At 64.1% G+C, this 20,078-nt stretch carries 17 protein-coding genes; 4 read left to right on the top strand and 13 right to left on the bottom strand.

The genetic code is table 11. The features are described from left to right. Positions 1-16: 16 nt before the first annotated feature. From EB231_RS27740 to EB231_RS27730, 3 genes are read right to left on the bottom strand one after another with little or no spacing between them, the layout of a single operon-like run. Positions 17-1,162, bottom strand: a complete 1,146-nt coding sequence (locus EB231_RS27740) for an extracellular solute-binding protein (RefSeq protein ID WP_172353039.1) — start codon at positions 1,160-1,162, stop codon at positions 17-19. Positions 1,163-1,176: 14 nt separating this feature from the next. Further along, positions 1,177-2,337 carry a CaiB/BaiF CoA transferase family protein gene (locus EB231_RS27735; RefSeq protein WP_172351617.1) on the bottom strand — a complete coding sequence of 387 codons (1,161 nt, stop codon included), beginning with the start codon at positions 2,335-2,337 and terminating at the stop codon, positions 1,177-1,179. A gap of 2 nt (positions 2,338-2,339) precedes the next feature. Beyond that, positions 2,340-2,891 carry a MaoC family dehydratase gene (locus EB231_RS27730; protein WP_172351616.1) on the bottom strand — a complete coding sequence of 184 codons (552 nt, stop codon included), beginning with the start codon at positions 2,889-2,891 and terminating at the stop codon, positions 2,340-2,342. Positions 2,892-3,089: 198 nt separating this feature from the next. Here EB231_RS27730 and EB231_RS27725 point away from each other — a divergent pair, with 198 nt between their 5' ends. Then, complete coding sequence (locus tag EB231_RS27725) at positions 3,090-4,187, top strand: lactonase family protein (protein ID WP_172351615.1); 1,098 nt, start codon at positions 3,090-3,092, stop codon at positions 4,185-4,187. A 36-nt stretch (positions 4,188-4,223) separates the two neighbouring features. On the opposite strand, the gene EB231_RS27720 is transcribed toward EB231_RS27725, so the two are convergent. From EB231_RS27720 to EB231_RS27710, 3 genes are all read right to left on the bottom strand, one after another. Next, positions 4,224-5,225: a Tim44 domain-containing protein gene (locus tag EB231_RS27720; protein ID WP_172351614.1), complete on the bottom strand. Its 1,002-nt coding sequence runs from the start codon at positions 5,223-5,225 to the stop codon at positions 4,224-4,226. A gap of 75 nt (positions 5,226-5,300) precedes the next feature. Continuing rightward, a complete protein-coding gene (locus EB231_RS27715; protein ID WP_172351613.1) occupies positions 5,301-5,594 on the bottom strand; it encodes a TFIIB-type zinc ribbon-containing protein in 294 nt (97 codons plus the stop codon). 229 nt (positions 5,595-5,823) lie between these two features. Next, entirely contained in the window at positions 5,824-6,813 is a 990-nt protein-coding gene (locus EB231_RS27710; protein WP_172351612.1) for a zinc-dependent alcohol dehydrogenase family protein, read from the bottom strand. 102 nt (positions 6,814-6,915) lie between these two features. Here EB231_RS27710 and EB231_RS27705 point away from each other — a divergent pair, with 102 nt between their 5' ends. Then, positions 6,916-7,818, top strand: coding sequence for a LysR family transcriptional regulator (locus tag EB231_RS27705; RefSeq protein WP_172351611.1), 903 nt, complete (start codon positions 6,916-6,918; stop codon positions 7,816-7,818). Positions 7,819-7,839: 21 nt separating this feature from the next. Here the strand turns inward: EB231_RS27705 and EB231_RS27700 are convergent, their stop codons facing one another. From EB231_RS27700 to EB231_RS27670, 7 genes are all read right to left on the bottom strand, one after another. Beyond that, positions 7,840-9,867 carry a CocE/NonD family hydrolase gene (locus tag EB231_RS27700; RefSeq protein WP_172351610.1) on the bottom strand — a complete coding sequence of 676 codons (2,028 nt, stop codon included), beginning with the start codon at positions 9,865-9,867 and terminating at the stop codon, positions 7,840-7,842. Between the two features lie 48 nt (positions 9,868-9,915). Then, entirely contained in the window at positions 9,916-10,893 is a 978-nt protein-coding gene (locus tag EB231_RS27695) for an ABC transporter ATP-binding protein (RefSeq protein WP_172351609.1), read from the bottom strand. Beyond that, the gene (locus tag EB231_RS27690) at positions 10,890-11,873 is read right to left on the bottom strand and encodes an ABC transporter ATP-binding protein (RefSeq protein WP_172351608.1); all 984 of its coding nucleotides are present in this window, start codon (positions 11,871-11,873) and stop codon (positions 10,890-10,892) included. The genes EB231_RS27695 and EB231_RS27690 overlap by 4 nt, the downstream gene beginning before the upstream one ends. Further along, positions 11,870-12,760, bottom strand: a complete 891-nt coding sequence (locus EB231_RS27685) for an ABC transporter permease (RefSeq protein ID WP_246740731.1) — start codon at positions 12,758-12,760, stop codon at positions 11,870-11,872. Before EB231_RS27685 ends, EB231_RS27690 begins: the two co-directional genes overlap by 4 nt. Then, on the bottom strand, positions 12,738-13,685 hold the full coding sequence (locus tag EB231_RS27680; protein WP_172351607.1) for an ABC transporter permease: 948 nt from the start codon (positions 13,683-13,685) through the stop codon (positions 12,738-12,740). Before EB231_RS27680 ends, EB231_RS27685 begins: the two co-directional genes overlap by 23 nt. 52 nt (positions 13,686-13,737) lie before the next feature. Continuing rightward, positions 13,738-15,297: an ABC transporter substrate-binding protein gene (locus EB231_RS27675; RefSeq protein ID WP_172351606.1), complete on the bottom strand. Its 1,560-nt coding sequence runs from the start codon at positions 15,295-15,297 to the stop codon at positions 13,738-13,740. A 293-nt stretch (positions 15,298-15,590) separates the two neighbouring features. After that, entirely contained in the window at positions 15,591-16,583 is a 993-nt protein-coding gene (locus EB231_RS27670; protein WP_172351605.1) for a dipeptidase, read from the bottom strand. A gap of 220 nt (positions 16,584-16,803) precedes the next feature. On the opposite strand from EB231_RS27670, the gene EB231_RS27665 reads away from it, so the two are divergent. Further along, a complete protein-coding gene (locus EB231_RS27665) occupies positions 16,804-18,807 on the top strand; it encodes an alpha/beta hydrolase family protein (RefSeq protein ID WP_172351604.1) in 2,004 nt (667 codons plus the stop codon). Then, a complete protein-coding gene (locus tag EB231_RS27660; protein WP_172351603.1) occupies positions 18,804-20,075 on the top strand; it encodes an NAD(P)/FAD-dependent oxidoreductase in 1,272 nt (423 codons plus the stop codon). The genes EB231_RS27665 and EB231_RS27660 overlap by 4 nt, the downstream gene beginning before the upstream one ends. Positions 20,076-20,078 lie beyond the last annotated feature (3 nt).

Genomic DNA, 20,078 nt, shown 5'->3' with positions numbered 1-20,078 from the left:
CTCCGTTCGGTTTCGTTCAGGCTCCTCCGCCGGCAACGCCGGACACCTGCGCAGGGGCACTCTCCCGGAACAGGCGATTGAGATCGGCAACGACCTGGGCGGCTTTGTGCCCGGAGGTCATGCCCGAAAGGATGCGGTCGGACGCCGCCTGCTGGAACGCCATGTAGCCGTCATGGCGCGGCCGCACCCATGCGCCTTCCAGCGTGGCGCGCGTGTCGCGATAGAAATTGCCGGTCGCGGCGTTGACGCTCTGGTCTTCCCAGGCTGCTGCGTGGCCGGGCTGTCCGCCGGCGGCGGCATACGGGCCGCGCTGGACATCGCCGCTGGCGACCCAGTAGGCAAAATCGATCGCGGCATCTCTTGCTTTGGAAAGGGCCGACACCGCTATGCCGGTGCCGCCAAGCGCGGAGCCGATTGGGCCGTTGGAGCCGACGGCCGGAATGTCGGTGAAGGCCAACCGGTGCGCGCGAAACCCTGATATCGCATAGGAGACGTAGCCATAGATCAGCGGCGCGCAGACGATCCGGGAACCGGCCTCCGCCATCCGTTCCGAAACAGCGATCGGATCCATCTCGAAACAGGCCGGCTCGACCAGCGCGGCGATCTCGCGCATCGCTTCGAAGACTTGGCTGCCCGCCTCGATATCGATGAGATCACCGGAAGGATCGGTGGCGCAAGCGTGTCCGAGATTGCCGGCCAGCGTGTAGAAAACCATCAGCACATGCGGTGGCCGCCACGGCAAAAGCACGCGGCCGTGCCGGGCGAGATCGAGCACCTCGCTCCAGCGGGCCGGTGGCGCATCGAGCGCATCCGGCCGCCAGGCCTGGACCTGGCTGGCGGCATCGATCGGGAAGGCCCATTGCTGCCCTTGCCAGCTATAGCTCGGATAGGATTGGCCGACGCTGCCCGAAGCGAGCGCGGTGCGCTCCGCTTCGCGGCCGGCGACATCCAGCGGCGCGAGGCAGCTTTCCGCCGTGATCTGGCCGACATGCGGATGGTCGATAACAATCAGGTCATAGGCGCGCGCCAACTCCTCGACCGGGAAGGATTCGAAATCCTGCAGCGAACGCTTGTCCCATGCGATGGCGACGCCGGTTTTCTGCTGCCAGAGCGACGAGCAGGCGACCATCGGATCGTAGCCGCGCGGATGGCTCCAGGTCATGCCTTTGAGCGTGGTCACAGGCCGAACTCCGTGCGGATTGCGGCACTGTGCTCGCCGATGCGCGGTGCCGCCCGATCGACCTTGGCCCTGATGCCGTCGACCCTGAGCGGTGAACTTGTGGTGAGGATCGAGACATCGTCCTCGCGCGTCACCGTCTGCAGCATGTCTAGCGACTGAAAACCCTCGCTTGCCAGCATCTCCGGCCAGGTCAGCACCTTGGCGCACCAGATGTCGGCTGGCTCGAGAATGGCAAGCCATTCGTCGATGGTCCTGGTGGCGATCCGTTGGGCGATAATCGCCTTGATGTCGTCGCGCGCGGTGAACCACGAGGCCGGTTTGTCGCGATAAGGCGCCAACTCACTGAGCGACAGCAGATCGGCGAGTTTCGGGATCGGCGTCATGGCGATGGCGAGGTAGCCATCCTTGGCCGGGTAGACGCCGTAGGGCGCTGACAGATAGGCATGCGCGCTGCGGAATTTGGAGCGCTTGGGCAAGCGGCGGCCGTCATTGAGATGCGTCGTCAGCACCTCGAACTGGAAGTCGACCAGCGCCTCCAGCAGGCTGGTTTCGATATGGCTGCCCTGGCCGGTGATGCCGCGCCGCACCAAGGCCGCCAGAATGCCTTGCGCGCAGGCAGCACCTGCCAGCATGTCGCCGATCGCAAGACCGAACGGCACCGGTCCCTGGTCCTCGTCGCCATTCAACCACATCACGCCGGAGCGCGACTGCGCCAGCAGATCCTGGCCGGGCCGCTTAACCCATGGACCCTCTTCGCCATAGCCGCTGATCGAGGCATAGACGAGCCTTGGGTTGATCTTGCGGACGGCCTCGTAGTCGAAGCCGAGTCGCTCGATGACGCCTGGCCGGAAATTCTGGATCAGCACGTCGGCCTTGGCCAGAATCCCGCGCAACGCTTTGAGATCGGCCTCGTTCTTGAGGTCGATGGCAAAGCTTTCCTTGGCCCGGTTGATGGCGTGGAAGATGGTGGAATCGCCACCGATCTCGGTGTCGCTGAGATAGAGCCGGCGCGACAGGTCGCCACCGTCCGGGCGTTCGATCTTGATGACGCGGGCGCCGAGATCGAGCAGCCGAAGCGAGCAATAGGGCCCGGACAGGAACTGGCTCATGTCGACGACGACGAGACCGGCGAGCGGCAATTCGGCTGCTGCCGGCATCTTCACTTCTCCGTCTTGCCGACGAAATCGGCTGGGTTGCGATACTTCACCGTCTGCAGATGCTCGCAATACAGAACGAGCTCGCCTTCGCCCTTGAACACTTCGTAGCTGGCGCGGATCAGCCCCATCTCCTTGTACCGGGGCTTCTTGTCGAGGTTGGAGCGGATCGAATAGATCGTGTCGCCAATGAAGACAGGCTTTATGAAGCGGAGCTTGTCATAGCCGTATGAAAAGGCGTTGACGCAGTTGGTGGCGACCAGCCCGAGGCCCGCTGAAAAGACGAAAGCGCCGGCGATCAGCCGCTTGCCGAAAATGCCTTCGCTCTCGGCAAACATCTGGTCTTGCACGTAAGGGTGGATGTCGAGCACCAGCGTGTTGAACAGATGGCTGTCGCCCTCGGCCATCGTGCGCCGCAAGGAGCGGATTTTCTGCCCGACCGGCCAGTCTTCGTAGAACCAGTTCTCGGCATTCCACACCGGCAGGGCGGCGTGCTCCTCGGGCATGTTCTTCGGGTGCGTCGAGGCGACCCCGACGGTGGGGGCGAAGTCGGTCATGGCTGGCTCCGGCGGTCTCGCAGAAGGCTCCAGGCAACCGCTTGAATACCGCCAAAGGCGCTTGATTGCACGACGTCTCCTCCCGTCAATCTTCTTTTGTAAATAGTATTTTCACATATGGGGTTGCGTTGCAAGCGAGGACAGGCGAAATTTTGGCCGGCCCCGCAAGCCCAGGCGCTGGCGGGCAGGGAGGAAATCATGAGCAAGGATTGTCTGGTCTTCGTTGGCAGCCTGAACCGCGAGGCGCCCTATTTTCAGGGCGCGCGGGGCGTCGGGCTCGGCGTCTACAGCTTCGACGAAGCAACGCTGGAAATACGAAAACTGGCGGAGACCAACGACGTCGACAATCCGACCTTCCTGTCGGTGACGCCGGATGGTTCGCGCATCTACGCCAATTCGGAAGTTTTCGTCTGGCGCGAGGGCACCGTCTCCGCCTACCGCTTCGATCGTGGCTCGGGCACGCTCACCTATCTGAACAAGCAGCCATCGCTGGGCAGCATCACCGCTCACAACACCATCACCCGCGATGGGACCAAACTGCTGGTCGCCAATTATGGCATGGGGGAGGGCGGTCCGGATCGTGCGGTGGCGGTCTACGGCTTTGAGAAGGACGGCGCGCTGTCGGCGCCGTTGGCCAGTGTCTCGCACAGGGGCAGCGGCCCGAACGCGGTGCGGCAGGAACGCTCGCACGCCCACAGCGTCACCGAAACCATTGCCGGCGGAACGGCCGTCGTCGCCGATCTCGGCATCGACCGACTGGTATCCTACCGCATCGGGCAGGATGGAAACCTGACGAAGCTCACCGAGTCCGCCCTGACGCCGGGCGCGGGGCCTCGTCATCTCGCACTGCATCCGAACGGACGCTTCGTCTTCGTCATGAACGAGCTGGATTCGACCGTCGTGTCGATGGCGCTGGACGAGGCATCCGGCAAGCTCTCCATCATCGATGCCAAACCGGCGGTCCCGGCCGAGGCGCGCGACAGCAATCACTGCGCTGATATCCAGATCTCGCCGGATGGCCGTTTTGTCTATGGCTCCAACCGTGGTCACGACAGCGTCGTCATCATGGCTGTCGACCAGCAGACCGGCGCGCTGAGCCTCGTCGGCTATGCCCCTTGCGGGGGTGCCACGCCACGCAACCTGGCGCTGACGCCGTCCGGCAGCCATCTGTTCTCCGCCAACCAGAATGCCGACCGCATCTCGATCTTCGCGCGTGACGCGGCGAGCGGCATGCTGACCGACACTGGACGCGCCATAGAGATCGGCACGCCCATGTGCGTCAGGATCGTGCGCTGAGGGGCTCGCAGCGACCCTTGGATGACCTGGCCGTGCTCAGGCCTGCTGTATGGCCGAGAGCTTCCAGCTCGAGCCATTCTGACGCGTGAATGTCCACAGCTCGGTCGTTTCGGTCGGATGGCCCTCGTCGCCCTCGACGACCTTGCCGCTGGCCCGTTCGCGCATCACGTCGCGAGACTCGTAGCGCAGCGCGGCCGTGGCGTAGTCGCGGTCATCCTCGCGCCAGCTTTCGGCGATGTCGGCCTGCAGCAGAGTGATGTCAGAGACCTCGTTCCTGAGACCTTTCTGGGCATTGTCGGCCAGTTCTTCCGAGAGATAGGACACCATTTCGGGTGTCGTCGCCCGGCGCAGGGCGGCATGGTCTTCGCGCCCGAATGCTTCCTGGACGTCGGTCAGCAACTGCTGGAACGCATCGAGGTCGCTCTGAGCCAGTGTGATATCCTCGGAGACAGCGGCCGGCGAGTTCCCGCCCGACCCGCCACCAAAGCCGGGAATTGTGAACGACCCTGCCGTCTGCTGCTCCGTTGCGCGGTTCTCAAATCGCGACACCTGGGCATTGCGCGACACCTGGGCATTGCCGGCACCCGCGAGTGCCGGCGCGGGGCCGCGCGCGGATTGCGACCGGAAGAACCTGATGGCCAGCATGATCGCGCCACCGATGAGCAGGGCCTGAAGCAGGAAGCCGAACATGCCGGCCAGACCGCCGAAGCCTTGTCCCAAGAGCAGCCCGATCAGGCCGCCGATCAGCAGGCCTCGCATCATCGTTCCGCCGAAGCCGCTCATGAAGCCCGGCCTCTGCGGGCCGGCCTGCGGCTGCCGGGCGGCAGAGTTCACACCGGTGTTGGGCGTCATTGAACGCTCCACCGGAGCGGTCGGCGCCGGAGCGGTCCTGGTCGGCGGCGCCGACTGGAACGTGCGCGTGCCACGACTGCCGAAACTGCCGCCGCGCCGCGCCTCGGCATGATCGATCGCGACCATGGAGAATGCGAGGAACAGTCCGGCGAACAGGGTTGCAAATCGGCTGGTGCGAGACATCATCGGAAATGAACCTTTATCGATGTGGTTTTAGAAATTTTCAGCAAACGTCGGCCCGGGCACCGGAGCGACATCCGGTCAATCGAACAATTCCTCGAAGAATGACTTCTTCCGCTTGGGATAACGGTGACCCTGCGAGCGCGAATAATCGTCATCGCGGCCATGGCCTTGCTGCGGTGGGGAAAAGGCTGCTGGCTGCGGCGCGGGCGACGCCTCCCTGCCGGAACGCTCGATGATCTTGTCGAGTTCGCCTCGATCAAGCCAGACGCCGCGGCACTGCGGACAGTAGTCGATTTCGATACCCTGGCGTTCGCTCATCACGAGCGCGACGCGGCAGGAGGGGCAAACCAGGCCAAGGAGGGAAGACGTCATACGGGGCTCCAAACCGAAAGGATTGAGCCCGCTTGACCTAAAAGGGTGGAAACGGGCCCGTTAAAGCGGTCCGACATCACGGTCGCCATTGGCGACAGTCAGAGGGGCCCGGCCCGCACCGTTCAGTTAGGAATGCGGAGCCGCGCCTTCAAGGGCGATAGTGCCGGCACGGGTGATTTGTTTGCCGTTGCTCAGACCGTCACCACGATCTCAGATCGTCACCACGATCTCAGATCGTCACTACGATCTTGCCGAACTGGTCGTTCGATTCGAGATAGCGATGCGCCTCGACGATCTGGTCGAAGGCAAAGGTCCTGTCGATGATCGGCCTCAGCGTCGCTGCCTCCAGGCCTTCGAGGATGAACGCCTTTGCTGCCTCCAATTTCGCCGGGTCGCCGGTGATCTCGTGGACGAGGTAGCCACGCAGCGTCAGCGTCTTGCCCAGCACCGCAGCCAGGGGAAACGGCGTCGGCTCCCTGCTGAGGCCGCCGTATTCGATCAGAATGCCTCCCTTTGTCATCGCTGCCGTCAGCGGACCGAAGATCGGGCCGCCGACGGCATCCAGCACGACCCGTACGCCTTTTGGTCCCACGATTGTGTTCAGCCGTGCGGTGAGATTCTCCTCGGCCAGGATCACGACTTCAGCCGCTCCGGCGTCGAGCAAGGCCTGTTTCTTCGTCGATGTCCGCGTCACCGCGATCGCCGTTGCGCCAACCTTGTTGGCGATCTGGATGGCCGCAAGCCCGACGCTGCTCGACGCCGCTGTGATAACGACGGCATCCCCACTGCCAAGTTTGGCAATGTCGATCAGCGCGCCATAGGCGGTGAGATATTGCATCCAGACCGCCGCCGCCCCTTTCCAGTCAAGCGACGGTGGGTGCTTGACGAGCTGCGCGGCGGGATAGGTGACCAATTCGCCATAAGCCGGCCAGCGCACCATCGATTGTGGAGGGATGGCGCTGACAGCGTCGCCCGGGACAAAATTCTCCACGCCTTCGCCCACTGTTTCGACAACCCCTGCCGCTTCAAGGCCAAGCCCTGAGGGCAGGGCAGCGGTCTCGATATAGGTGCCGGCGCGCAGCAGCGCCTCTGCGCGATTGATGCCGAGTGCCTTGACGCGGATTTGAACTTCGCCCGGACCCGGTGGTGAGAGGTCGACCTCCTCGATGCGCAGAACCTCGGGACCGCCATGCTGGTGGAAGCGGACGATACGTGCCATTCGGGTTACTCCAAATTATCTGAACCGAATGAGCTATGCGGATAAAGGTTTCATGGATAAATGGGCGTAGGGATAAAGCAGTAGAAACCGAAGGTTTCGAATATGGATCGGCTTGAGAGCATGGCCGTCTTCATCAAGGCGGCCGACCTTGGCTCGTTCGCGGCTGCCGCGGTCGCGCTCGACCTGTCCGGACCTATGGTGGGCAAGCATGTCCGCTTTCTCGAAGAACGGCTGGGTGTGCGCCTCATCAACCGCACCACGCGCCGTCAGAGCCTGACCGATTTCGGCCGCGCCTATTACGAACGCTGCCGGGTCGTGCTGGCCGAAGCGGAAGCCGCCGATGTGCTGGCCGCCGACCAACTCTCCGAACCGCGCGGAAAACTGCGCGTCACCATGCCGGCGCATTTCGGCCGCCACTGCGTGACCCCCGTGCTGCTGAAGCTGGCGCGACAGTATCCGATGCTGGAACTCGACCTGTCACTCAGCGACCGCTTCGCCGATCTTGCCGAGGACGGCTACGATCTCGCCATCCGGACCGGCGATCTGGACGACAAGGCTGGCGTGATCGCGCGCCGTGTTGCGCGTCAGGGCATGATCGTTTGCGCCGCGCCCTCCTATCTGCAACGCCATGGCGAACCGCGGCGGATCGAGGACCTCGCCGATCATCAGGCAATCGTCTATCGCCGGCTCGGCCAGGTCGTTCAGCCCTGGCTGCTTGCACGTGAAGGGCAAGCAGCGCAGGAGATCGTGCCCAGCGGCCGGCTGCGGCTCGACGATCTCGATGCCATCGCCGATGCTGCGGTCGAAGGCATGGGGCTGGCGTGGCTGCCCTGGTGGTTGGTTCGCGAGCGCATTCGAGCCGGTGCGCTGGTGTTGCTGTTATCGGACAAGCCGCGCTATCTGTATGACTGCCACGCCCTTTGGCTGCGGACGCCGCATCTGCCGCTCAAGGTGCGGCTCGCAGTCGATGCGCTGGCGGCCGCCTTGCCGAAATTGATGGCGTGATCGCGAGCCGCGCCGGGCCTCTCAGTTGAGGTCGCGCGGATACTCCTTGACCTCGCTTCGGTCGACGACCACCTCGTTGCGATCATGCGCGGTGATGTGGGTCTCGATCCGCCAGACATCGCGCAGCCCGCGCACCGTCGCCTTGACCGAAACACGCGCTTGCCAGTCGCCCCTGCCGTAGGATTTCTCCCATGTACAGGTGCCGACCGCCGTGTTCGGATCGTCGGGGTGGATGGTGAAGCGGTCGACATGCCTTGCCGAAAGGGTCATTCCCGTATGCGGGTGCCGCACCGTACCGCCGTCATTGATCACTTGGTAGACGGTCTCGCCGGTGATCTGGTCGGTCGACACCGAGCGCTGGAAGCCGTCGCCCTTGGCCAGCACCTCCTGCTCCATCGGGCTGGCGCTCTCCGGGCCGAGGAATGCTCCCAGCGTGTCGTCCAGCTTTTGCGGTGCTCGCACCGGCAGGATCAGCCGGCTGTCGCCGCAATGGATCGACAGCGTCGCCTGTTCGGCCGTCGGGAAGACGATCGGCCAGTGCGACGTCGCCAGCGCCAGCCGGATGCGCTCGCCGGCCTCGAAACGCTGCCCGCAGCAGCGCAGCTTGATGCGCACTATTTCCGCTTGCCCTGGCACCAGCGGCTCGATCTCCAGGTCGCCGTTGCGATGGCTGAGGTTGAGGATACCGTAGCTGACACGTGAGGCCGCGCCGTCCGCGAACACCTGCGACAGGGTAGCGGAGAGGAGCGCGACCGGTTTGTCGGAGGCGAGCTTGACCTCGAATTCGGGGAAGCCGAGGATCTCGAGCGCTTCGGTCAAAGGCGCCGTCTCGAAGATGAGGGCGTTGCCTTCCTCGGTCCGCTGGTCGACCGGCAAGGTCGGCATGACGCCGTAACCACACCAGGCGCCTGAAGACAGGCCGGCCGTCTGTGGCGATGAAATCTCCAGGATCGCGTTATCGCCCTTGGCCTCGCTCAGCACATGGGGTGCAAGGTTCAGCACCTTTTGCCCGACGCCCGGTCCCGGCCAGGACGGCTCGGCCACCCAGCGGCCAGGCCGCTCATCATAGATCGCTGCCGGCCGCGCCGGATCCTGGATCCATGCGCGCAGCATAGGCTCGTCGGCAATGCCGGTGTCGATCCCCTTCAGATACTGGTCCCACCAGCGCAGGCATTCCTGCAGGAAGCCCATGCGCGGGCCGGGCATGGCGAAGTGGGGATATTTGTGCCCCCAGGGGCCGATCAGGCCCTTGCGGGGACCGGGCAGATTTTCCAGCATGCGGAAGATCGGGTTGGGATAGCCGTCGGCCCAGCCGCCCACGGCGTAGACCGGGATTTCGACATCGGCATAGTCCTCGCAGATCGAGCCATGCTTGTAGAAATCGTCGCGGCGCTGGTGTTCGAACCAGTCCTGCATCCATATGCCGTTGCCATTCAGTCGCTGCTCCCAGAGATCGCGCCAGCGGTCGCCGACGATCAGCGGATCAGGTGGCGTCATGGCGATTGCCCAGGCAGTCGTTCCCCACATCAGATTGTCGCACATCATGGCGCCGCCAAGGTAATGCACGTCGTCATTGTAGCGGTCGTCGGTCGAGCACAGCGAGATGATAGCCTTCAGCGCCGGCGGGCGCCGGGCGGCGACCTGCAGTCCATTGAAGCCACCCCAACTGATGCCGATCATGCCGACACTGCCCGAGCACCAGGGTTGCCGGGCCAACCATTCGATCACCGCCAGGCAGTCGTCCTGTTCCTGCTTCAGATACTCGCCCTTGCACAGCCCTTCGCTGTCGCCCGAGCCGCGCATGTCGACACGCACGCCGGCATAGCCGTGCCCGGCGAAATAGGGGTGCGTCAGCGCATCGCGCTCCACGGTCCCGTCGCGCTTGCGATAGGGCAGGTATTCAAGGATCGCCGGCACCGGATCGGCGTCGGCGTCTTCCGGCAACCAGATGCGCGCCGCCAGCTTGACGCCGTCCGGCATCGGAATCCAGAGGTTCTCGATCTCGCGCACCTTGCGCGGAAAATCGGTGATGACGCGGATATCTTGCATGGCGGCTCCTCTCAACGCCCCGGCCAATATTTGTGCCGAGAGCTGTCCTTATGTGTTCAGCGGGAAATGGCAGGTCAGACGGCTGTCGCCTACAGCGGCCGGGATAGGGGCATCGACCGCGCAACGGTCTTGTGCTTGCGGGCAGCGTGTATGGAACTCACAGCCCTTGGGCCGCGCCAGCAGCGACGGCACGTCCGCCGGCAGCGTGATGCGCTGGTGCATCCTGTCGGGATCGGGCTCCGGATTGGCCGATAGAAGTGCCGCCGTATAGGGATGATGCGGCGCGCGGAAGATCGCTTCGGTCTCGCCCTGTTCGACAAAGCGGCCGAGATACATCACCGCCATGCGGTCGGCGATCTGGCGCACCACATGCAGATTGTGGGTGATGATCAGCATCGACAGGCCCATGTGGTCGCGCAGATCGTTGAGCAGGTTCAGCACCTCGCCCTGTACGGAAACATCGAGGCCGGCCGTCGGCTCGTCGGCAACCACCAGCACCGGATCGAGCGCGATCGCCCGCGCGACGCCGACGCGGCGTGCCTGGCCGCCGGACAACTGGTGCGGATAGCGGTCGGCGAACTCGCGCGGCAGCCCGACCAGCGTCAGAAGCCGTGTGACCTCGGCGTTGAGATCACGGTTGGAGAGCCCATGGATGACGAAGGGCTCCGACAGCAGCGATCGCACGCTGAGCCGTGGCGACAGCGACCCGATCGGATCCTGGAACATCATCGGCATGCGCCGCCGCACCGGCTTCATCTCGGCGTTGGAAAGACCTTGCAACTCCTGTCCTTCGAACAGGATCGTGCCTGATTTGACGGGCTGAAGACCATTGATCGTGCGTGCGAGAGTGGTCTTGCCAGAGCCGGATTCGCCCACCAGCGCGAAAGTGGTCCCGCGCCGCAGGTTGAAGCTGACACCGGAAACCGCCTCGATCTCCGTGGCGCGGCCAGCCAGCTTGGCGGTCAGCCCGCCAACCCGGAACGAGACGCGTAAATCGCTGACGCGGAGCAGGTCATCGGAGCTCATGCGCTCATCACCCCCAGGGGAACGTCCACGTGCCAGCATCGGGCAATATGAGATCCGCCAAGTGGAGCGTTGGGAGGCGTCGTCAGGCATTGCGCATCGGCGCGGTCGCAACGCGGTTGGAAGACGCAGCCGCTCGGCCGCCGGCGCAGGTCCGGCAAGGTTCCAGCGATGGTCGGCAGGCGGGCGACCCGGTGCGACAGCCGCGCCGGATCGCAGGCGAGCAGCTTTTGCGTATAGGGATGACGCGCATCATGGAAGATCTCGCGGGTCGTGCCGCTCTCCACCACTTCGCCGGCATACATGACGATCATCTCGTCGCAGAGTTCGGCGATAACCCCCAGGTGATGCGAGATGAAAAGCACCGAGCAGCCGATCTCGCGCTGCAGGTCCTTGAGCAACTCGATGGTGGCCACCTCCAGCGTCGCGTCGAGCGCGGTGGTCGGCTCGTCGGCAATCAGCAGCGCCGGCTCCATCATCAGCGCCATGGCGATGGCGATGCGCTGCTTCATGCCGCCGGAGAATTCGTGCGGAAACTGCGCCAGCCGGCTTTCCGGATCGGGAATGCGGACCTTGCGCAGCATGGCGACCGAGCGCGCGTCCTTGTCCCGCTTCGACAGGCCTGAGCGATACTGGATATCACGCATCTGCCGTCCCACCGAAAGCACGGGATTGAGCGCGCCCATCGGATCCTGGAACACGGTGGCGATCCTGCGGCCACGCAGCCCGCGCATCGCGGTCTGGTCAAGTCGGGTGAGGTCTTTGTCGCCTTCGAAGACGATCTCGCCCGACGAGATCTCGCCATTATCGGCGAGCAGGCCGAGTATGGCGTTGATCAGCGTCGACTTCCCGCAGCCGGATTCGCCGACCACGCCGACGCTGCGGTTGGAGGGTACGGAAAAGCTGACGTCTTTCAGCGCCTCCAGCCGGCCGCTCTCGGTGTGGAAGGCAACGCTGAGATTCTTGACCGCGAGAACCGTCATGACCGTCCCTTCAGCCGGGGATCAAAGAGATCGCGCAAGGTCTCGCCAAAGAAGGTGAAGCCGAGTGTGGTCAGCACGATCGGCAGGCCGCCGGCGATCACGATCCAGTAGGAATCACGGATGTTGGCGAAGCCGTCATTGAGGATTGCGCCCCAACTCGGTGTCGGCGGCCGCACGCCAAGCCCGAGGAAGCTCATGCCGGCCTCGATCGCCACCACCACGGGGATGTCCATCGACACCAGGATCAGGATTGGGCCAATGATGTTGGGCAGGATATGGACGCGCAGGATGCGGCTGGCGCTTGCGCCCATCGAGCGGGCCGCCATGACATGTTCGGCGGATTTGAGCACCAGCGTCTGGGTGCGGATGATGCGCGCATAGCCCGGTACGTTGACCAGCATCACCACCAGCACCACCGCGTAGAGCGAAGGGCCGAACAGGGTGACCAGCGTCAGCGCCAGCATGACGGTCGGGAAACTCTTCACCGCATCGAAGATAAGCAGCAGCACATTGTCTAGCCATCGCGGGCCATAGCCGGCGATCAGGCCCAGCACCACGCCGACAATCAGCGACACCAGGGTTGAACCCAGCGCGATCATCAGCGCGACGCGTCCGCCGTAGAGAACCCGGGTGAAGAGATCGCGGCCGAGATGGTCGGTGCCGAGCAAGTGCATAAGGCTGGGCGAGGCGAAGCGCTCGGCCGGCGAAATCTTGCTCGGCGTATAGCTGGTCAGGACACCGGCGAACACAGCCGAAAGCACCACCACCGCCACCAGCGTCAGGCCGATGGCGCCGAGCGGCTCGCGCATGATGCGGCGCACGGTGCGCCACACGCCGCCGAGGCGGCTGCCGCGAAAGGACAGCTCAGTTGAAACTTGATCTGACACGGGGATCCAATAGGCCGACCAGTATGTCTGCCACTACGTTGACCAGGACGAAGAAGACCGTGGTGACCAGCACGGCTCCGGAGACGATGGGGTAGTTGCGCACCGAAATCGCTTCATAGACCAGCTTGCCGATGCCAGGGCGGGCAAAGACGATTTCGGCGAAGACCGAAGACGAAAGCATGTGGCCGATGCCGACGCCGAGCAGGGTGATGGTCGGCAGCACGGCGATGCGCAGCGCGTAGGTGTAGATGATGCGGTGTTCCGGCAGGCCGAAGGCGCGCGCCGTGCGGATATGGCTGGCCTCGAGCGTCTCCAGCATCGAGGCGCGCACCATGCGCGAGATATAGCCGATCCAGCCAAGCCCGACCGCCAATGACGGCAGGATGAGATGCTGAAGCTGGCTGGCGAGGTTTCCGGGGTCGCCGGCACCGATTGCCGGCAGCCATTGCAGGGCAACGGCAAAGACCAGTAGCGAATAGATGGCGACGACGAAGGACGGCACCGCTATCATCGCCACCGACAATACGCCGATCACTTGGTCGACGAAGCCGCCGCGCCGCACCGCCGCGATGCAGCCGAGCGGAATGCCGAGCGCCACCGACCAGGTGATGCCGCCGATGATGAGCGCCAGCGTGAACGGCAGTTGCTCCATCACCACGTTGAGCACCGGCCGGTCGGACAAGACTTCCGTGCCGAGATCGCCATGCAAGGCTGATCCATAGAAGTTCGCGAATTGCCGCCAGACGGGCTGATCCAGGCCCATGCGCTCGCGCAACGCCTCCTTCATCTCCGGCGTCGCGCGTGGTCCCAGCGCGACCGAGGCCGGGTCGCCGGGGATGAGGTAAACCATGGCGAACATCATCATCAGCGCGAAGCTGATGATGATGGCGCCCAGCCACAGGCGCTTGAGGGCGTAGCGGATCATGTCATTACCCGTCGGAACGTCTCCGGCGGGGGCAGCCCCCCGCGGGTCGATGTCATGCCGGTTTGAAATCGGTGAACACTGGTTCACCGTTCGGCTTCAGGCCGGCCACGACCGAGTCGCGATACATGACGCCGGTGACTTCGTGGGTGAGGAAGACGTAGTTGCCGTTTTCCTCCATCAGGTCCTGCAGCTTCTTGTAGATGACATCGCGCTTGGCCGGATCGAGTTCGACCATGCCCTCGGCATTGAGCTTGTCGAATTCCTCGCTGGAGAAACGCTCCCAGTTCCAGACGCCGATCTGGTCGCGTGTGAACCACGCGGTGGCCCAGCTTGGATCCGGCTGCATGGAGAAGCGGCTGATGATCATCTGCAGCTTCTTCCAGTAGTCGCCTTCCTTGGCGCCGAGCGTCCAGAAGGTGCCGCTGTCGTTCTGCTTGATCTCGACGTTGAGGCCGACATCCTGCAGGTTCGACTGCACGACCTGAGCGGCGGTCAGGCGCTCGGTCTTGTTGAGGATGTCGAGCGTGATCGTGGTGCCGGCGAGCCCCTCCTTGGCGATCATGTCGCGGGCGCGGTCCGGATCGTAGTCGAAGAGGTTCTTCTCGCGGTGGCCGGGCAGGCCGGGCGCGATGATGCCGGTTGCGGTGGCGGCCGCGCCGAAATAGGCCGCATCGACGACCGCCTTGCGGTCCACGGCATATTGCACCGCGCGGCGCATGTTCGGATTGTTGAACGGCGCGACATCCTGGTTCATGCCCAGCCAGACGAAGGCCAGCGACGGCTTCTCGACGACCTTGGTCTTCGGCGGCGGCGTCTGTTTCAGCCGCGAGATCGAGGAGACCGCGGTCCAGGTGTAGTCGAGATCGCCGGCCTCGTAGCCGAGTTCGCCTGTCTTCTCGTCCTCGATCGGATGGATGTGGATCTCGGCAAAGCCGCCCGGCTCGTACTTCCAGTCAGGGTTGCGCACCAGCACCGTGCGCTGCTTGGGCAGCCATTCCTTCAGTATGTAGGGGCCCGACTGCGCAACCGGCTTGACGCCCAACTTGCCGCCGAGTTCGGTGATGGCTTTCTTGGACAGGATGGTCCCGGACGGCGTCGGCAAGGTGGATGTCCACAGCGGCGCGAATGCCTGCTTGAGATGGATGATGCCAGAGAGCTTGTCCTTGACCTCGACTTCCTTGAGCGTCGCCCAGTCGCCTGAATAGGGGCTCTTGTTGGCCGGGTCGGCGATGCGCTCGATCGAGAATTTGACGTCTTCCGCGGTCATCTGGCCATAGCCGTCGGTGAAGCCGATATTGTCGCGCAGTTTGAAGGCGACCGTCAGCGGGTCGAGCTGCGTGATCGTCTCGGCCGCCATCGGCCGCCAGCCCCAGCTCTCGCCAGGCGTGGTGACGACGAGCCCGGCGAAAATGACGCTGGTGATATCGCCTTCGGGCGCGGCCAGCCGGAAGCAGGGGTCGAGCGTCTGGATGTCGGAGTATGAGCGCACCTTCAGGATCGGGCCATCGGCCGACCAGGAGATTTTCGGATTGACCATCGAGGCAAGACCAAAGGCTCCGGCTCCAGCCAGCAGGCTGCGTCGCGAAACCCTGGTGTCGGTAAAAATGGACATGCTCTACCCCTCTGCTGTTTTAATTGTCGTGCTTGATCTGCTGGCTTTTTTGAACCGCGCCGAATTTATCGGTCGGCTAAAACTGCTAGGGATAGACATGTATGTCTAGCGAAAATTTTGCTGGCATGTTCGAATCTTGGATATGGCCGGTCTTGCGCAAAATCCCGATATCCGATCCGCCCCTGCCGGCACTCCGGCGGGGGTCGAAATGCGATCGACCCGCCCTCCGGGCGAGCTGGCCCGCCGGTCGGCGGAAGCTGGATCAAAAGCTGAAGCGCGGCCCGCGTTCTCGACTACTTCCAGATCTCGGTCGCCAGCCGCATGAAATTGCCGCCCATGACGTCGCGCACTGCCTGCTCCGATTGGCCACGACGCAGCAGGACTTCGGCCAGTTCGCGCATCTGGCCAGGGGCCGAGTAGGTCGTAGCGCCTTCCGGATATTCGCTCTTGGGCCAGAATTGCGGGTTGTCGGAGATGATGCGGTCGATGCCCTTGACGTCGACCGGGAAAGCGTAGTCCAGCCCGATGCCGACATGGCGCGGGCCGATCAGATCGACGAGATATTCGATGTGGTCGGCCAGCCTCTCCGAATCCGTCCGGCCTTCGCCGAGGAAACGATTGAGCCCGACAATCGCGACAATGCCGCCGGTGCGCGCGCAGGCCTTGATCTGATCGTCGGTGATGTTGCGGCCGTGGCCGCAAAGCGCCTTGGGGTTGGAGTGCGAGAAGATGACCGGCCGGTTGGAATACTCCATGACCTCCATTGAAGTGCGGTAGCCGGTATGCGTGACGTCGACAAACATGCCGAGACGGTTCATCTCGTCGATGACCTCGCGGCCGAACGCTGTCAGGCTGGTCTCGACATCGTGGCAACCGCCGCCGGCCAGATTGTTCCTGTTGTACGCAAACAGGATCTGGCGCACGCCGAGCTGGTGATAGAACTCCACCATCTCGATGCGGCCGTCGAGCGCGTTCATGCCCTCTATGTCGAAGGTGATCGCGAGTTTGCCCTCGGCCTTGGCCTTGCGGATTTCCGTGACCGAGGAGACCAGAGTGTAGTGCTTGGAATTGGAAAGGATCCAGTGGCGGAAATTCGCCAGCGTCCTGACAGTCTGCTCCCAGGGCAACAGATCGAAGCCGACGTCGATCGACAGATAGTCGATGCCGGCATCGCGCCAGATCTGCAGATTGTTCAGGTCCGCCGCCGGATCCGGCATGAAGCCGGAATGCGCGTCCCAAATGATTTCACTGTCAAAAATTGCCCGGGCGGCATTCGAAACGGTCACTTTTTCCTCGCTCTCTCGGCAGTACCAAAATCTCGGAATGCCGGATCAATCAGCGTTCCGGTCGCATGATCCAGATGCAGTGCCCATCAACTATCAGGCCACAGACACATGTGTCTAGACAGCTCCGATTGAGCCTGTATGGTCGCCGTCGTTGCCATCAGGACAGGGCGGCGCGGCTCCGCGCGGTGGTGTCCGCAACGCATGATTATGAGGGTATCCGATGCAACGGGATTTTCGCTCCTCGGTGGAATTCGAAGCCGTCCACGGCTTCTACAGCGATCTTCTGGGCGCCCCCGGCCACGTCTTCGGCGGCCGCTCGCTGTGCGGCCATCATGGCGCGGGACAACTCCATTTCATCGGCCACAGTTTCGAGGGAACGATCGAGGATGGACCCGCGAGCAGGCTCTACCAGGTCGCACGCGGTGGCGGTCCGCTCAAACGGCTGAGCGAAAAGGAAGCGCGGCAGATCCGTTTGTCGCCTGACGGGTCGCGGCTCGCATTCGCCTGCCAGGGTGACGGTCCCGCGACGGACCTGATCGAGATATGGTCCGACAGTGCCGTTGTCGTGAGTGCCGCCCTGCAAGGGCGCATCGAACAGCTTGACTGGTCGCCGGATGGCAAGAAACTTCTTCTGGTGGTTGCCGGAACCGCGGCCGACCTTGCCGGTATCCACGGCGGCTATGCCCAGAAACAACAGGCGGAAGCCGTCGCCTGGCTGCCCGAGGTTCGGCTGGGCGAGGGCGAGGACCTTTGGCGCCGCATATGGATCTGGGATCTCGAAGGTGCCGCCCGCCCGCTCACCGCCTCGCCGCTGAATGTCTGGGAAGCGAGCTGGTTCGGCAATAACAGCATTGCCGCCCTGGTCAGCGACGATCACAGCGAGGGCAGCTGGTATAGGGCGCACCTGGCGCTGGTCGACGCCGGCTCGGGCTCCGCGCGGACGATCCATACGCCAAAGGACCAGATCGGCTGCGTCAGGGGCGGTCCGGGCGGAGACAAGGTCGCCTTCGTCCAGGCATTCTGCAGCGATCGCGGGCTGGTCGCGGGCCTGCTTTCCATCCTTGATCTGAAAACCGGCGCGGTTGTAATTGCCGACACGCCGGGCATCGATGTGACATCGGTCGAATGGCGTTCGGCAACGGTCATCCATTTTGCTGGTGCTGGCGGCCCAGAAACCGTGAGCGGCGATTTCTCGCTCGACCGTGCGATCGCGACGCATCATTGGGCGTCGCGCGAACTCACCCATGGCGAGTGGGTGCCCGCGTCTTACCCGATCGGGGACAGGGGCTCGCTGTTCATCGCCGAATCCTGGTCGCGCGCGCCGTTCCTGGCCGAAGAGATGGATGGCTCCATTGTTGAACTGGCCTCGCTGGCCGCGCCCGGTGCTGCCAAGACGATGGCCGCCTGCGGCGCGGTCGAACCTTTCGAGTGGAGTGCGCCGGACGGGCTGACGATCCAGGGCTGGTTGGTGCGGCCGTCTGGCGCGACGACCCCGACGCCGCTCCTGGTGGACGTTCATGGCGGGCCGGTTTCGGCGCACCGCAACCGCTGGCTTGGCCGTTCCCGCGCCGGCGCCATTCTTGTCAGCCGTGGCTGGACGATCCTGTTCCCGAACCCGCGTGGCAGCACCGGGCGCGGCGACGACTTTGCCCGTGCCGTCAAGGGCGACATGGGCGGCGCCGACGCGCGGGACATCATCAGCGGGGTCGACGCGCTGGTAGCGCGCGGGCTGGTCGATGCCACGCGCGTCGCCGTAACCGGCACCAGCTATGGCGGCTTCATGTCAGCCTGGCTGCCCTCGCAGAGCGACCGCTTCGCCGCGGCGGTGCCGATCTCTCCGGTTGGCGACTGGTATAGCCAGCACCGCACGTCGCAAATCCCTGAATTTGACGAGATCATGCTGACGACGTCGCCGTGGCAATCCGGCGGCGAGTATTTTTCGCGCAGCCCCGCCTTCCACAAGCAGAAGAAAATCGTGCCGTCGCTGATCATGGCCGGCGCCATCGACAAGAGCACGCCGCCGGGACAGGCCGAGGAATGCCATTTCGCGGCCCTGAGATCCGGAGCGCCGAGCGCTCTCGTCATCTATCCGAAGGCTGGGCACAGCCTGCGCGGTTACCCCGAATATATCGACAGCGCCGCGCGCATCCTGTGGTGGCTGGAAAGACATATCGGCCCTGCCTGCGGGACCGCGCCATCAGTGAAGGGAGAACAGAAGAGATGAGCACAAACGGCAACCACACCGGAGGCAGCAACCGACATATCGCCGTGATCGGCGGTGGCATCATCGGCTGCAGCGCGGCCGTGCATCTGCTGCGGTCCGGCGTGCGCCAGGTGACCATCATCGATGCGGGTCAGCCGGGCGCGGCGACTACCGGCGCCGGTGCGGGTTTCGTCTCCCACTGGTCCGCGGGCATGATCCCGCTCGGCGAGGAGGGTTTTCAGCTTCAGCAGTACGGGCTCGATTTCTATCGCCGGCTGCACGAGGTCGGCGTCGAGATCGGCTACCGGCCGAACGGCACCTTGATCATGGCGCTGACCGAGGATGGACGCGAGCGCTTCGTGCGTCCGGTGCTGGACTCTCCCTACGCGCCGCCGGAAATGCAGGATCTGAACGCCGTGCAGATCGGCCAGAAGATGCAGGGCCTGGTCGATCCGGCGCGCGTCCATTCGGCGGCTTACAACCCGCACGGCATCCAGATGGATACTACCCTGGCGATGAAGGTGCTCACCGGCCAGATCGGCGAGCTTGGCGGCGTCTTCCGCAACGGGACGCGCGTCACCGCCATCCAGGATGCGGGCGACCGGGTAACGATCGAAACCGATCAGGGCAGCATTGAGGCCGATGGCGCGATCGTTGCCGCCGGCGCCTGGAACAACCAGGTGATCGCGGGACTTGGCTGGCAGCTGCCGCTGCTGCGGGTCGTCGCGACGCGCATCGTCACAGACAACAGGGGGTTGCCGTCGACCATCCCGACAGTCCAGTGTCGCGAGTTGCGGCTGTGGCTGCGCGAAACATTCGGCGCCGTCATGTGGGGCACCGGCCGGCACTATCAACCTCTCTACAAAACGGCCGACAGCGACATCGAACCCGGTCAGCCGCACAATCTGGAACTGATGCAGGCGACGTCCGAACAAGAGCTTGCGGAATTGCAGACGATCTTCCCGCCGCTGCGCGGTTCGAAGATCGCGAGTTGGGCGCAAGGCGTGCCGTGCTACACACCCGACAACAGCCTCGTGGTCGGCAAGGTCCCCGGCAGCGACAATGTCGTGATCGCCGGCGGCGACAATGAGAGCGGCGTCACCCATGGCCCGGGCCTTGGCCGGCTCGCCTGCGAACTCGCCCTCGGCCAGACCCCGTTCGTGTCGCCCGGACGCTTCCGTGTCGACCGTTACGCCTCCGATGCCTTCAAGTCGGAAGCCGAGGTCGAGGCCGCCATGCCGGCCTGGGGCGCGCGCCACGACGCCTCAAGGTTTGGCCGCGAAGCCTGATCC

The organism is Mesorhizobium sp. NZP2298 (genome assembly GCF_013170825.1).
GTDB lineage: Bacteria > Pseudomonadota > Alphaproteobacteria > Rhizobiales > Rhizobiaceae > Mesorhizobium.
This window is presented reverse-complemented; position numbering and strand designations above follow the sequence as displayed.